The following is a 14,442-nucleotide window of genomic DNA, read 5'->3' on the forward strand; positions in this document are numbered from 1 at the left end:
GCCGGACCAAGGCGACCGGGGACAGTGGGCCGGAAGTTGTGGCGGTGGAGGACCTGGAGGCTGTCGTCGAGGGCACGGAGTCGGTGCAGCGGCCGCCGGCGGAGGTGCGGTACGCGGAGGAGTTGCGGCTCCTGGCCGGAACCGACACCGGGCCGAGGCCGCCGGGATGGGCGTTGAGCCTGACCGCGGCGCGGCGGTTCATCGTCGGGGATTCGGCGGCCGGGATCAGCCGGAAGTTCGTCGGGGACCCCTCGCTGATCGATCGGGCGTTGGTGTCGCTGGCCACCAGCCGGGGGTTGATGCTGGTCGGGGAGCCCGGCACGGCCAAGTCGCTGCTGTCCGAACTGCTGGCCGCCGCGGTGAGCGGGGTGTCGACGCTGACGATTCAGGGTGGGGCGGCGACGACGGAGGACCAGATCAAGTACGGGTGGAATTATGCCCTGCTTGTGGCTGAGGGGCCGTCGACCCGGTCGCTGGTGAAGGCGCCGTTGCTGCGGGGGATGGCCGAGGGGCGGGTGGTGCGGTTCGAGGAGATCACGCGCTGTCCGCTCGAGGTTCAGGACTGCTTGTTGTCGCCGTTGTCGGACCGGGTGCTGGCGATTCCGGAGTTGACCGGGGCGGATGCGATGGTGTTCGCGCGGGACGGGTTCAACGTGATCGCGACGGCGAACACGCGGGATCGCGGGGTCAATGAGATGTCGGCGGCGCTCAAGCGGCGGTTCAACTTCGAGACCGTGTTTCCGATTCCGGATCTGCAGACGGAGTTGGCGCTTGTCGAGGCCGAGGCGGGGGCGTTGCTGCGGCGGTCCGGGGTGACGGCGCCGCCGCGGCGGGATGTGCTGGAGGTGCTGGTTACGACGTTCCGGGAGTTGCGGACCGGGAAGACGGCGCGCGGGGACGCGATGGAGCGGCTGACGGCGGTGATGAGCACGGCCGAGGCGGTGTCCGTGGCGCATGCGGTCGGGCTGCGCGGGTGGTTCCTGCGCGGGGAGGCGGGGAGCGTGGCGGACTTCGTGGCGTGTCTGGCCGGTACCGCGGCGAAGGACAGCCCGGAGGACCTCGCGAAGCTGCGCCGGTACCTGGAGCAGCAGGTGACCTGGCGCGGCGGGGAGCCGTGGCGGGCGCTGCACGCGGCGCGGCACGAGCTGCCGGGCTAGGTGCGCGATGCCGGCGACGTTCATCGGGGTGCGGCACCACAGTCCGGCGTGCGCGCGGCTGGTGGGGGAGCGGATTGCGGCGCTGCGGCCGGCGTACGTGCTGGTCGAGGGGCCGGCGGACATGAACGAGCGGATCGGGGAGCTGCTGCTCGGGCACGACCTGCCGATCGCGGTGTTCAGCAGCTATCGCGACGAGCAGCGGCATGCGGGGTCGTGGGCGCCGTTCTGCGAGTACTCGCCGGAGTGGGTCGCGCTGCAGGCCGGGCGCGCGGCGGGGGCCGAGGTGCGGTTCATCGACCTGCCGGCGTGGCACGAGGCCCTCGCCGGGCGGGAGAACCGGTACTCCGATGCCGAGGAACGGTACGCCGAGGCGGTCGACCGGCTGTGCGAGGCGTTCGCGGTCGACAACGTGGACTCGCTGTGGGACCACCTGTTCGAGGTCGACGCCGCGGACGGGGCGGGCAGCGAGATCGAGGCGCGGCTGGCGGCCTACTTCGACCTGCTGCGCGGGGAGTCGGAGGCGAGTGCGGGGGACCGGGCGCGCGAGGAGTACATGGCGCGGTGGGTGCGGGCCGCCGTGCGCGAGGCGGGGGAGCGGCCGGTCGTCGTGGTCACGGGCGGCTTCCACCGGCCCGCGCTGATCCGCCTCACGGCGCAAGACACCGGCGTATCCCGAGGAGGCGACGGAAGCGGCGGCTTCCCCGCGCGGATCGAAGGCGGGGACAGCCACACCGCAAGCCGCGGCGACGGACGCATGGCCGACAGCAACGGCGACGGGGGCGAGGCCGATGGACGCGGCGGCGAGGGCGGCGGGCGCGAGGGCGGCGGGCGCGAGGGCGGCGGGCGCGAGGGCGGCGGCGGTGGGCGTGACGGCGGCGGCGAGGAAGGCGGGTGCGGGAGCGGCGGCGACGGCGGCGAGGACGAGGGGCGCAACGGCGAGGGCGGCGGGCGTGAAGGCGACCGCGGCGAGGGCCGCGGCGACTGGCGTGAGAGTCACGACGGCGGCGGGCGCGACGGCAAAAGCAGGGACAATGACGGCGACGGCGAGGACAAGTTCGGCGGGCCCGAGGTCCGCGATGGGCTGAGCAGGGAGGGCGGCGAGCGCGCGAAAGTCCACAGTGGACCAGCGGTCGACGAGGGCGGTGCGCAGTGGCCGGAGGCGCCGGTGTTGCCGGCGGGTGCGGTTGGTGGGAGTTACCTGGTGCCGTATTCGTTTCGGCGGTTGGATGCGTTTGACGGGTACCAGTCGGGGATGCCGTCGCCGGAGTACTACCAGCGGTTGTGGGACGACGGGGCGGAGCGGGCGGCCGAGGGCCTGGTCGCCGCCGTCGTCGGGCGGTTGCGTGAGCGGAAGCAGCGGGCGTCCACCGCTGACCTCATCGCGGCGCGGGCGTCGGCTGGTGGGCTGGCGGCGGTGCGCGGGCATCGGTACCCGGCGCGGACCGACATTCTCGATGGGCTGGCCGCGGCGCTGGTGCAGGATGCGCTCGATGAGCGTTTGCCGTGGGCCGGGCGGGGGCGGTTGCGGGCCGGGACCCACCCCGTGGTGGTCGAGATGGTTGCGGCACTCAGCGGGGAGCGGGTCGGGCGGCTGCACAAGGACACGCCGTTGCCGCCGCTTGTGCACGATGTGGCGGCCGAGGTCGAGCGAGAGGGGTTGCGCGGGGCGATCGCGCTCGGGCTCACCAGCGTTGACGGGCTGCGGCGGAGCCGGGTGTTGCATCGGTTGCGGGTGCTGAGGATTCCCGGGTTTGTGCGGCGGCATGGGCCTTCGACTGGCATCGATCCGGTGCTCGATGAGCGGTGGACCGTGGACGAGCATGAGCATCGGTTGCCGGCGTTGATTGAGGCTGGGGCGTACGGGGCGACGCTCGAAACGGCGGCCGCCGCGCGGATCGGCGAGCGGATCAGTGAGGCGAACGGGCGGGTCGGAGTACTGGCCGAGGCGCTGTTCGATGCGGCGCTGTGCGGGACAACGGAGCTGTCCGATCAGGTGCTGAAGGATCTCGGGCTGGGGATCGCCGCGGCGCAGGAGTTGGGGGAGTTGGGGCGGCTGCTCGGGGTCCTGCTGGCGTTGTGGCGGCATGATCGGCTGCTTGGGACGGCGGGGTCGGCGGCGCTCGGGGCTGTGCTGCGCAGCTCGCACGATCGGGTGCTGTGGCTGGCCGAGGGGGTGCGCGGGGGGTCGGTGCCGGCCGATCCGGCGCGGATCGGGGCCGTCGTCGCGCTGCGGGACGTGGTGCGGCATGCGGCCGGAGAGCTGGGGCTCGACCGGGAGGCGTCGCTCGGGGTGATGGGGCGGGTGGCGGCGGGCACCGAGGCGCCGCCGGATCTGCGGGGGGCGGCGTTCGGGTTCGGGTGGGCGCTCGGGGCGCAGGGGGACCCGGTGCGGGCGGTACGCGGGGCGGGCGGCCCGGTCGCGCTCGGGGACTGGCTCGCGGGGCTGTTCGCGGTGGCGCGGGAGGAGGTGCTCCACGCCGGCGGGGTACTGGACCTGCTCGACGAGCTCGTCAGCGGGCTCGGGGCGGAGGACTTCCTGGTGGCGTTGCCGGCGTTGCGGCAGGCGTTCGCGTACTTTCCGCCGCGGGAGCGGGAGACCATCGCCGGGCATGTGCTGGCCCGCCGGGGGCGGAGCGGGTCGGGACGGGCGCTGCTGCGCAGTCCGGCCGCCGATCCGATGGTCCTGGCGCAGGCGGCCGCGCTCGAGGCCCGCGTCGACGCCACCCTGACCCGCCACGGACTGACGCCATGAACAACGCGCCGGAAGAACACGAGAGCGCACAGCAGGACGACGAGACCGCAAACGAAGCCGGGACCGCAAAGCAAGAAGAAACGCCAAAGGCACAGGACCTCCAGCGCTGGCGGCTGGTGCTCGGGGAGGCGGCCGAAGGCGCGCTCGGCGCCGCCACTCTCGACGGCGTCGCGCAGGGCCAGGACGCTGCGCTGGAATGGCTGTACGGCCGCGACGAGGAACTGCAGCGCCGCGGTGTGCGCCGGACCGGGCGGCACGGCGGCGACGGGCCCTCGATCGTGACGACCGTCGACTGGCTGGAGCAGATCACCCGGCTGTTCCCCAAGGAGACCATCGAGCGGCTCGAACGCGACGCCGTCGAGCGGTACGAGATTCACGATGTGGTGACCGACCCGGCGGTGCTCGCGCGGATCGAGCCGAACGAGACGCTGCTGCGCGCGGTGCTGCGGACGAAGAATCTCATGGATCCCGATGTGCTGCTGCAGGCGCGGCGGATCGTGGAGGCGGTGGTCAAGCAGCTCATGGAGCGGCTCGCGGTCGATGTGCGGCGGGCGTTCACCGGGGCCCGGTCGCGCACGTCCAGCCGGTTCCAGGTGGCGAAGGACTTCGACGTGCGGCGCACCCTGCGCGCGAATCTGGGGCATTACAAGCCTCAGGAGCGCAAGGTGTACGTCGAGCAGGCCTATTTCTTCTCGCGCACCCGGCGGCATGTCGAGCGGTGGCAGCTCATCCTGCTCGTCGACCAGTCGGGATCGATGGCCGGCTCCGTCATCCACGCCGCCGTCACCGCCGCGTGCCTGTGGGGGCTGCCGGGAGTACGGACGCATCTGGTCACGTTCGACACGGCGGTCGCGGATCTGACGGCGGAGATCGACGATCCGGTCGAGATTCTCATGAAGGTGCAACTGGGCGGCGGCACGGACATCGCGCGCGCCGTCGCCTACGGCACGCAGCTCATCGAGCAGCCCCGCCGGACCATCGTGGCGATCATCAGCGACTTCTACGAGGGCGGCGAGACGGGGCAGCTGGTGCGCGGGGTGCGCGCGCTCGTCGAGCAGGGTACGAAGGTGCTGTGCCTGGCCGCGCTGGACGAGCAGGCCGACCCGAGCTACGACGTCGAGATGGGCCAGCGCCTCGCCGACGTCGGGGCCGGCGTGGGCGCGATGACCCCGGGCGAGCTGGCGGCGTTCGTGGCGGAGCACGTGGGCCGATGAGCATCCAGAACCTGACCCCGGAGTCCCTCGCCGCGCTCACCAACCGCGGCCTCGTCAAGCGCGCCGCCAGGGAGGTCGAGGCCGCGCCCCCGGCCCTCACGGAGGACCCCGACGGAACGATCCGGGCAACCTTCGCCGACGGCGCCGCCCCGGTGCTGCCGACCGGCGGCCTCGAAAAAGCCACGTGTACCTGCGGCGCGGCAGGCGTCTGCCGGCACATTGTCGGACTCATCCTCGCCTATCAACGACAAGCGGAAAGCCCGAAGCGGCAAGAAGTCTGGTCCCCGGGCGCATTCACCGACGAACAGCTCGAGGAACGCATCGGCGCCCGCATGATGGCCGCGGCGCGAAGGGCGCGCAAGGCCGGCTACCACGCCCGCGTGTACCGCCCGACGGCCCAGGACCACACCGCCCGCGCCGACCTCGGCTCCGCCACCGTGCGCTTCCTGGTCCCCGACGACCTGGGCTTCGTGCACACCGACGCGGTGGCCGGCACCCGGGACGACGTGATCGCCCTCGCCGCCTGGGCGTTCCGGGCCGCCGACGAACAGGCCCCGGGGGAGCCCGACGCGCAGGTCGACGTGGGCGAAACCAAGAGCCGCGAGACGCAGGGCGAACAGCAGGCAGTCGAGCTCGCCGACGAGATCCTCCAGGTCGGCGCCGTCAACCTCGGCCAGGGCATCAAGGCCCGCATCGCCCATACCAGGAAGCTCCTGGAACGCGAGAACCTCCGCTGGCCCCTGCTGGCCGTCGAGGAACTGCAGGGCCAGCTGGACGCGTACCGCGAACGAGCCAGCGCCTACACGCCTGAGCGCCTCGCCGAACTCATCGCCGAGCTGCACGCCCGTGCCCAAGCCGCCGGCACGCAAAACCGCGGAAGGGTGCTCGGCACCGAGGAGGCCGCCGAGACCCCGCTGCGCCGCGCCCGCCTGGACGGCCTGGGCTGCAGCGTCACGGAGGACGGCGGGAAGAAGGTGTACCTCGCCCACGCCGACAGCGCCACCGTCCTGGTCCTGCGCACCACGAACACCAGGACGGCCCAGGGACTCGGGGGCGGCATCGTGGTCACGGAGTCGGCGGTGCGCAGCGCCAGCCGCGCGGTACGGCTGACGACGAGCCGGGTCGCGAAGGCCACCATCACCCCGTCCCGCGGCGCCTGGGACGCGCTGCCCGACGCGCTGCTGGTCCGGGACCTCGCCGCGCTCGCCGCCGAGCTCGACCGCCTCCCGCCGCGCATGCTCCGCCCGCGGGTCGAGGCCGAGCTGGTCCGAGTGATCAAGGTCGCGGCGGTGCGCGAGATCACCTACGCGCCGGGCGCCCAGCAACTCGAGGCCGTCCTGGTCGACGAGCACGGCAACGAGGCCACGCTCATCGCGACCCACACCGCCGCCGCCCCGGGCCGCCTCGACGCGATCGCCGCGAACCTGACCGCCCCGTCCTACGTCAGCGGCGTCGTCCGGCGGCGCGGCGGCGCCGTCGAGCTCGACCCCCTCGCCATCGCGGCCGGCGGCCGGGTCGTCCTGCCCGACCTGGCCGAGGCCCGCGGCGGCGAGCTCGGCCCCCGCCGGCCCGACCGCGCCGACCCCATCCGGGCCGCGCTCGACCACGCCCTCGCCACCCTCGCCGAGGTACCGCACCGGGGTATGCGCCACCTCCCGCCGACCTTCGGTGACCGGCTGCGGACCGCCCGTGATCGACTCATCGGCGTAGGGCTCTACAAGGCGGCGGAGGCCGTCCACAAGTTCGGAGAAACGAACCGGCAGGAGGCGTGGGTGGAGGCGCACATACGACTGTCCGTAACGGCGGAGACCCAGTAGCGAAGTGGGGTGAGACACGATCGGGACGGCACCACCCAAAGGCCCGGCGACAGGGGTAGGGTCCATGGCCGGACCCGTCCGACCGAGCCCTGGGGGGTAGCGCATGGCCGACTCGTTCGTGCATCTCCACGTGCACACCGAGTACTCCATGCTCGACGGGGCCGCGCGCCTGAAGGAGATGTTCGCCGAGGCGTCCCGGCTCGGCATGCCGGCCGTCGCGATCACCGACCACGGCAACATGCACGGCGCGTACGACTTCTACAAGCAGGCCAAGGCGGCCGGCGTGACGCCGATCCTGGGCGTCGAGGCGTACGTGGCCCCGGAGTCGCGGCTGCACAAGCAGCGCGTGCGGTGGGGCCGGCCCGACCAGAAGTCGGACGACGTCTCGGGCTCCGGCGGGTACACCCACAAGACGATCTGGGCGCGCAACAACACCGGCCTGCACAACCTGTTCCGGCTCAACTCGCGGGCCAGCATCGAGGGGCACTTCGTCAAGTGGCCCCGGATGGACGCCGAGATCATCGCCGAGCACGCCGAGGGCCTCATGGCCACCACCGGCTGCCCGTCCGGCGAGGTGCAGACCCGGCTGCGGCTCGACCAGTTCGACGAGGCGCTGAAGGCCGCCGCGAAGTACCAGGAGATCTTCGGCAAGGAGAACTACTTCCTCGAGGTCATGGACCACGGGCTCGACATCGAGCGGCGGGTCCGCGAGGGGCTGACCGAGATCTCCAAGCGGCTGAACATCCCGCCGGTGGTCACCAACGACTCGCACTACACGCACCAGGCCCAGGCCGAGGCGCACGACGTGCTGCTGTGCGTGCAGACCGCGGCCAACATCAACGACCCCAACCGGTTCCGGTTCGGCGGGTCGGGCTACTACCTGAAGTCGGCCGACGAGATGCGGGCGGTCGACAGCTCCGAGCTGTGGCAGAACGGCTGCCGGAACACGCTGCTGGTGGCCGAGCGGGTCGACACCGCGGACATGTTCAAGTTCGTGAACCTGATGCCGCGCTTCCCCGTGCCCGAGGGGCACACCGAGGAGTCGTTCTTCCGGGCCGAGGTCGCCCGCGGGATGGCCCGGCGGTTCCCGAACGGCGTGGACGAGGTACACCAGAAGCAGGCCGACTACGAGACGGACATCATCCTCTCGATGGGCTTCCCGGCGTACTTCCTCGTCGTCTCGGACTTCATCATGTGGGCCAAGAACGAGGGCATCGCCGTCGGCCCCGGGCGTGGTTCGGCGGCCGGAAGCCTGGTCGCGTACGCGATGGGCATCACCGACCTCGATCCCCTCCCGCACGGGCTGATCTTCGAGCGGTTCCTGAACCCGGACCGTGTGTCGATGCCCGACATCGACATCGACTTCGACGAGCGCCGGCGCGGCGACGTCATCCGCTACGTGACCGAGAAGTGGGGCGACGACCGCGTCGCGCAGATCGCCACCTTCGGCACCATCAAGGCCAAGGCCGCGATCAAGGACTCGGCCCGCGTGCTGGGCTTCCCGTTCGCGGTCGGCGACAAGATCACCAAGGCCATGCCGCCGGCCGTGATGGGCAAGGACATCCCGCTCTCGGGCATCTTCGATCCCAACCATCCGCGGTACTCCGAAGCCGTCGAGTTCCGCGCCCTGTACGACAGCGACCCGGACGTCAAGAAGGTCGTCGAGACGGCGAAGGGCCTGGAGGGCCTGATCCGCCAGACCGGTGTGCACGCGGCCGGCGTGATCATGTCCGCGGAGCCGCTGATCGACCACGTCCCGCTCATGCGGCGCGACGCCGACGGGGCCATCATCACGCAGTTCGACTACCCGACCTGCGAGACGCTCGGCCTGCTCAAGATGGACTTCCTGGGCCTGCGCAACCTGACGATCATCGATGACGCGGTGAAGAACATCAAGCGCCGCGGGATCGACCTCGACCTGCTCGGGCTGGAGCTGGACGACAAGCCGGCCTACGAGCTGCTGGCCCGCGGCGACACCCTCGGCGTGTTCCAGCTCGACGGCGGCCCGATGCGCTCGCTGCTGCGGCTGATGAAGCCCGACAACTTCGAGGACATCTCGGCCGTGCTGGCGCTCTACCGGCCCGGCCCGATGGGCGCCAACTCGCACACCAACTACGCCCTGCGCAAGAACGGCCAGCAGGACATCACCCCGATCCATCCGGAGCTGGAGGAGCCGCTCAAGGAGATCCTCGGCCCCACCTACGGCCTGATCGTGTACCAGGAGCAGGTCCAGCGCGCCGCGCAGAAGCTCGCGGGGTACACGCTGGGGCAGGCGGATCTTCTCCGGCGGGCCATGGGCAAGAAGAAGAAAGAGGTCCTCGAGAAGGAGTACATCCCGTTCCGCGACGGCATGCGCGGCAACGGCTACAGCGACGAGGCGATCAAGAGCCTCTGGGACGTGCTCGTCCCGTTCGCCGACTACGCCTTCAACAAGGCCCACACCGCCGGGTACGGCCTGGTCTCCTACTGGACCGCGTACCTCAAGGCGAACTACCCGGCCGAGTACATGGCCGCCCTGCTCACCAGCGTCGGCGACGACAAGGACAAGATGGCGATGTACCTGGCCGAGTGCCGGCGCATGGGCATCGAGGTGCTGCCGCCCGACGTCAACGAGTCGATCGGCCCGTTCGCGCCGGTCGGCAGCAACATCCGGTTCGGCCTGGCCGCGGTCCGCAACGTCGGGCACAACGTCGTCGACGCGATCGTGCGCTGCCGGCAGACCGAGAACGGGCTGTACCGGGACTTCGACGACTTCCTGTCCAAGGTCGACGCCGTCGCCTGCAACAAGAAGACCATCGAGTCGCTGATCAAAGCGGGCGCGTTCGACTCGATGAAGCACCCGCGCCGCGGCCTGCTGGCCATCCACGCCGACGCCATCGACAACTACGCCGACCTCAAGAAGAACGAGGCCATCGGGCAGTTCGACCTCTTCGGCGACCTGCTCGGCGGCGACGACGCGTCCTCCGGCGGCAGTGCGGCGATGGCCGTGCAGATCCCCGACATCGAGTGGGACAAGCGCGAGCTGCTCACGTTCGAGCGGGAGATGCTCGGCCTGTACGTCTCCGACCACCCGCTGTTCGGCCTGGAGTCGGTGCTGTCCAAGGCCGCCGACACCGAGATCAGCCGCCTGTCGGAGGAGGGCGCGATCGCCGACGGCACCGTGGTCACCCTGGCCGGCATGCTCACCGGCGTCCAGCGCCGCATCACCAAGCAGGGCAAGCCCTGGGCGTCGGCGTCCCTGGAGGATCTGGGCGGCGCCGTCGAGGCGCTGTTCTTCCCGAACACCTACGAGCTCGTCGGGCAGTACATCGCCGAGGACGCCATCGTGGTGGTGAAGGGCCGCGTCGACCGCCGCGACGAGACGCCCCGGCTGATGGCGATGGACCTGTCCATGCCCGACATCAGCGCGGCCGACGAGAACCGGCCGGTCGTGCTGTCCCTGCCGGCCACCCGCTGCACCCCGCCCCTGGTCGACCGGCTCAAGGAGATCCTGGTCAACCATCCGGGCAAGGCCGAGGTGCACGTGAAGCTCAGTCACGGGTCACGGGTGACGCTGCTGCGCCTCGGGCCGTACCACGTGAATCCCACGACCGCGCTCAAGGGCGACCTCAAGGCACTGCTCGGGCCCAACAGCTTTAGCTGAGTTCATCCCGGGGTAACCTCGGCGGGTGCAAACGCACGCCCACTCGTTGTGGCTCTCGCGTCGGGCGCGGTGGTCGGCCGGGGCCGCCGCCGCGCTGGTCCTTGTGCTGCTCGTGTTCGGCATCGTGTACCGCGTGAGCCAGCGCCCCTACGGCTTCAAACCCTTCGACCGGATCGGCGGCGTGGCGCTGCCGGCCGGCAGCGAGCGGGCGCGGGCCTACCTGGACGGCGGCCGGGCGTTCCTCGGCCGCGCGACCGGCGGCGGCGGGTACGAGCTGCGCGCCGTCGACTCCGACAAGCCGGCCACGGCCATCTGGACCAACACGTCGCTGACCGACGTCGACACGTTCCGCTCGGCCCGCGGCATGGTGCAGGTCACCGGCCTGCCCGACGCGCGCGGGCACCGGCGGGTGACGCTGCTCAACGCCAACAACGGGGTGCCGTTCACGACGTTCGACGTCGAGGCCCGCGACCGGTGGGCGCTGGTGGGCAAGTACTTCGTGCGCTACGCCGACGCCGAGCACCGCCTGACCGTCACCGACGTGGGCAGCGGCAGGCAGATGGCCGCGTTCGACCAGCCGGGCGGCGCCGCGAGCTGGTGGCTGACCGACAACTGGAGCGGCCAGCAGGTGCCGACGTCCACGGCGGGGGAGCCGCTCGACGAGGCGCTGACCGTCGACCCGCACATCGTGCGGGCCACCGCCGACCGCGGCCTGGAGGTCGTCGGGCTGGCCGGCGGGCACGTGCTCGGGGCCGGCCGCGACCTCGCCGGGCCGGGGGACCTCGTGTACCCGTACGAGGACCAGCTCTTCGTGGCCACGGGCGGGGCCGGGTTCGAGCTCAGGGCGTACGAACGGACGCACTTGAACAAGAGCCAGTGGACCTGGTCGTCGCCGGATCGGCAGGCGCGGCCCTTGTTCGTCGCCTCGTGCGGCGAGCAGCGGGTGTGCGTCGGCGAGGAGCACCACCTCACCCAGCTCGACATCGCCACCGGCCAGGTCGTGTTCCGAGTGGAGGCCGAGCGCCCCTCGCAGGCCATCCCCGTCGGCGACCGGATCATGGTCCGGACCGCGAGCCAGTCCGACGGCGCGACCGAGACGCTGATCGACGCGGCCGGCAAGACGGTGAGCAGCTGGCCCGGCAAGCGCGCCGCGCGGCTGGACGAGGGCAGCTACCTGCTGCTGCCGGCGGTGCCGCCCGACGGGGCCTTCGCCTGGATGGGCGTCGACGCCGAGCACGGCACCGCGCGCGACCTGGGCTCCATGGACGCCCGCCCGGACTCGTGCACCTGGAGCCACACCTACCTGGCGTGCGCGACGGCCGGCGAGTTCACGTTCTACCGAATCCGAGCGCCCTGGTACTCCCTCTGAGCTTCGGTTGTGCGCGCCCGTCGCGCGATCCGGTACATCGCGATCGCGCCGATGCCGACCCAGGCGACGTTGACCGCGACCGACGGCCAGGCGTGGCTGACCGCGGAGTTCCAGGCGAGGGCGATCGCGCCGACGATGTTCATGGTCTGGAAGACGACCCCGTCGCCGGCGAGCCGCTTGGTTGACACGAGCGCGTAGGCGGCGAGCACCAGCGCGGCCCCGATCCAGCCCATGAAGTCGATCAGCATGGGGAGATCGTCGCATCAAGTGGAGCTAACGTGTGAACGAGAATTCCTACAGCGCACCTTAAGCAGGCCTCAACATGGACCTCGACCCGCGCCGGCTGGCCGTGCTCGCCGCGATCGCCCGCCGCGGCACCCTGGCCGGCGCCGCGGCCGCCCTGCACGTGACCCCGTCGGCGGTGTCGCAGCAGCTGGCGCAGCTCGAGCACAGTGTGGGGCGGCCGCTGGTCGACCGGACCGGGCGCCGGGCCGTGCTGACCGCGGCGGGCCGCATCCTGGCCGACCGCGCCGAGGCGATCGCCCGTGAACTGGGCGCGGCCGAGCGCGAGCTCGCGGCGCTGTCGGGCCGGGCCGCGGGCCTGGTGCGGGTGGCGGCGTTCGCGACCGTGATCCGCCACCTGCTGGTCCCGGCGATGGACCGGCTGGCGGCGGAGTTCCCGGACGTCGTCTGCTCGATCACCGAGCTGGAGGGCGCGACGGCCCTGCGCGAGCTGCGGCTGGGCGGGATCGATCTCACCATCACCGAGCGCGACGCCGTGCAGCGCACCCTGCAGCACCGTCAGGTTTCCGTGGTACCGCTCTGTGACGACCCGTACCGCGTGGTCGTCCCGGTCGGGTGGCCGCCGGTGCACGCGTTGGAGGACCTGGCCGACCGCCCGTGGGTGGCCGGCCCGCCCTCCTCGACGACCGGCCAGATCCTCGACCGGGTGTGCCGCGAGCGGGGCTTCGTGCCCCGCCGCGCGCACGCCTGCGTGGACTACCCGACGGTGCTGGCCCTGGTCGCGGCCGGCCACGGCGCCACGATCGCGCCGGACCTCGCCCTGCGGGACATGCACCGGGACGAGATCACGGTGACCGCGCTGCCCGTGGCCGGCGCTCGCAGCCTGGACGCCCATGTGACCGCGGCCCGGGCGCGGGTGCCGGCGGTCGAGGCGCTGCTGTCGTGCCTCCAGGCGGTACTGCCGCCTAGCCGGTGACGATCGTGCCGTCCGGCTGGCGGGTGCAGGTGACCGCCGCCCTGGGCCCGGCCGCCGTCGCCGCCGTCAGGCACTTGCCCAGCACGGCCTGGCCCGCGGCCGTGGGGTGCCACGACTCCTGGCACGTCTGGAAGTACGACGCGCAGGTGTTCGCGATCTTCTGGATGGCGATCTTGTCCTTGCCGGACAGGCTGGTCACGAACGTGCCGCTCGGGCCGTCCTGCAGCCGGATCGGCGTGGCGAGGGCGCCCGCCGGGCTGCCGGGGTGCTCGCACAGCCGGGCCCCGTCGAAGGCGTGCTGGACGTCGAGGAACACCAGGTCGTCGTTCGGGCGCTCGGCCGCCACGGTGTTGCGCACGTTCTGCACCAGCGTGCCGAGGCCCTGTGAGAACAGGTGCCCGGCCGACAGGCTGGCGCGGTGGATGGGGCAGCCGGCGGCGTACCGCAGCGCGCCGAGGTCGCGGAACTTGTCCCGGTCGTCCTGGCGCCCGTCGGCCTCCCAGTAGGACGGGTCGAGGTCGAACGGCAGCGGGTTCGTGTAGTCCTGGAAGACGACCTTGTGCTGGTGGTCGGCGTCGACCTGGTCGAGCGTCACGAGCAGCTGGCGGATCGCGGCGACGGTCTCGGCGGTGGCGGCGGACATCTGCGCGGCGGTCGCGAGGTCCCCGGCGGCGCACGGGGCCTGCTCGACGGGGCCGTTGAGGTACGCCCAGAACTCCCACCACCCCGTCCACGCGTCGGCGATGAACCGGTTGGCGCACTTCTCGGCCACGTCCCCGAAGGTGAACTGGCTGTTGTTGGAGCCGAGCCCGACGAGTACCAGATCGATGTCGTGGGTCTGGGCGACGGCGCGCAGCTGGTCGAGCTGGGCGGTGACGGTCCGCCCCTTGTCGCGGGCGGCACTGGCCGTCGCGAAGTCGGCCGGGCGGCCGCCGGAGCAGGCGAGGTTGTACCGGTCCTGGATGCCGGGCAGGGTCGCCTGCAGCAGCGAGGCGTTGGCGGAGCGGTGGCAGAAGAACGCGTTGGAGTTCGGCGCCGACCAGCCGGGGAAGCCCTGCGCGACCCCGTTCACGTCGACGACGGGCTGGTAACTGCCGGCCCCCTCGCCGCTGATGAAGCTGTCGCCGAGGGCGACGGCGGCGGTGGGCAGCGCGGCGGCGGCGGGTCCGGCGGTGGCGACGACCGCCCCGGAGGCGACGAGGGCGGCGACGGCGAAGGCACGAAGGAACTTGGACACTGGCGGTCTCCTCGATCCCAGAACGTGAAGAGTT

General features: G+C 72.0%; 9 protein-coding genes. 7 read left to right on the forward strand and 2 right to left on the reverse strand.

Annotation, left to right across the window (positions count from 1 at the left end; genetic code table 11):
- Window positions 1-53 precede the first annotated feature (53 nt).
- From ACQPZ4_RS12400 to ACQPZ4_RS12425, 6 genes are all read left to right on the forward strand, one after another.
- Window positions 54-1,157 carry an ATP-binding protein gene (locus tag ACQPZ4_RS12400; RefSeq protein ID WP_433066470.1) on the forward strand — a complete coding sequence of 368 codons (1,104 nt, stop codon included), beginning with the start codon at window positions 54-56 and terminating at the stop codon, window positions 1,155-1,157.
- Between the two features lie 7 nt (window positions 1,158-1,164).
- Window positions 1,165-3,909, forward strand: a complete 2,745-nt coding sequence (locus tag ACQPZ4_RS12405) for a DUF5682 family protein (protein ID WP_433059274.1) — start codon at window positions 1,165-1,167, stop codon at window positions 3,907-3,909.
- Window positions 3,906-5,123 (forward strand): VWA domain-containing protein, encoded by a 1,218-nt coding sequence (locus tag ACQPZ4_RS12410; protein WP_433059277.1) that lies wholly within the window; start codon window positions 3,906-3,908, stop codon window positions 5,121-5,123. Before ACQPZ4_RS12405 ends, ACQPZ4_RS12410 begins: the two co-directional genes overlap by 4 nt.
- On the forward strand, window positions 5,120-6,940 hold the full coding sequence (locus tag ACQPZ4_RS12415) for an SWIM zinc finger family protein (protein WP_433059280.1): 1,821 nt from the start codon (window positions 5,120-5,122) through the stop codon (window positions 6,938-6,940). Before ACQPZ4_RS12410 ends, ACQPZ4_RS12415 begins: the two co-directional genes overlap by 4 nt.
- Before the next feature lie 103 nt (window positions 6,941-7,043).
- Complete coding sequence (dnaE, locus tag ACQPZ4_RS12420; protein WP_433059283.1) at window positions 7,044-10,583, forward strand: DNA polymerase III subunit alpha; 3,540 nt, start codon at window positions 7,044-7,046, stop codon at window positions 10,581-10,583.
- A gap of 25 nt (window positions 10,584-10,608) precedes the next feature.
- Window positions 10,609-11,952, forward strand: a complete 1,344-nt coding sequence (locus tag ACQPZ4_RS12425) for a hypothetical protein (protein WP_433059286.1) — start codon at window positions 10,609-10,611, stop codon at window positions 11,950-11,952.
- On the opposite strand, the gene ACQPZ4_RS12430 is transcribed toward ACQPZ4_RS12425, so the two are convergent.
- Window positions 11,919-12,200: a CBU_0592 family membrane protein gene (locus tag ACQPZ4_RS12430; RefSeq protein WP_433059288.1), complete on the reverse strand. Its 282-nt coding sequence runs from the start codon at window positions 12,198-12,200 to the stop codon at window positions 11,919-11,921. The genes ACQPZ4_RS12425 and ACQPZ4_RS12430 overlap by 34 nt on opposite strands.
- 74 nt (window positions 12,201-12,274) lie before the next feature.
- On the opposite strand from ACQPZ4_RS12430, the gene ACQPZ4_RS12435 reads away from it, so the two are divergent.
- Window positions 12,275-13,171, forward strand: a complete 897-nt coding sequence (locus ACQPZ4_RS12435) for a LysR family transcriptional regulator (protein WP_433059291.1) — start codon at window positions 12,275-12,277, stop codon at window positions 13,169-13,171.
- Here ACQPZ4_RS12435 and ACQPZ4_RS12440 read toward each other — a convergent pair.
- Complete coding sequence (locus ACQPZ4_RS12440) at window positions 13,161-14,408, reverse strand: hypothetical protein (protein ID WP_433059294.1); 1,248 nt, start codon at window positions 14,406-14,408, stop codon at window positions 13,161-13,163. The two genes, ACQPZ4_RS12435 and ACQPZ4_RS12440, sit on opposite strands and share 11 nt — an antisense overlap.
- Window positions 14,409-14,442: the final 34 nt, after the last annotated feature.

It is taken from the genome of Dactylosporangium sp. CS-033363, assembly GCF_050942475.1.
Taxonomy (GTDB): domain Bacteria; phylum Actinomycetota; class Actinomycetes; order Mycobacteriales; family Micromonosporaceae; genus Dactylosporangium.

Coding starts and splice junctions, on each gene's coding strand:
- ACQPZ4_RS12405 (WP_433059274.1), top strand. CDS start 1,165: ATGCCGGCGACGTTCATCGGGGTGCGGCACCACAGTCCGGCGTGCGCG.
- ACQPZ4_RS12410 (WP_433059277.1), top strand. CDS start 3,906: ATGAACAACGCGCCGGAAGAACACGAGAGCGCACAGCAGGACGACGAG.
- ACQPZ4_RS12415 (WP_433059280.1), top strand. CDS start 5,120: ATGAGCATCCAGAACCTGACCCCGGAGTCCCTCGCCGCGCTCACCAAC.
- dnaE (WP_433059283.1), top strand. CDS start 7,044: ATGGCCGACTCGTTCGTGCATCTCCACGTGCACACCGAGTACTCCATG.
- ACQPZ4_RS12430 (WP_433059288.1), bottom strand. CDS start 12,200: ATGCTGATCGACTTCATGGGCTGGATCGGGGCCGCGCTGGTGCTCGCC.
- ACQPZ4_RS12435 (WP_433059291.1), top strand. CDS start 12,275: ATGGACCTCGACCCGCGCCGGCTGGCCGTGCTCGCCGCGATCGCCCGC.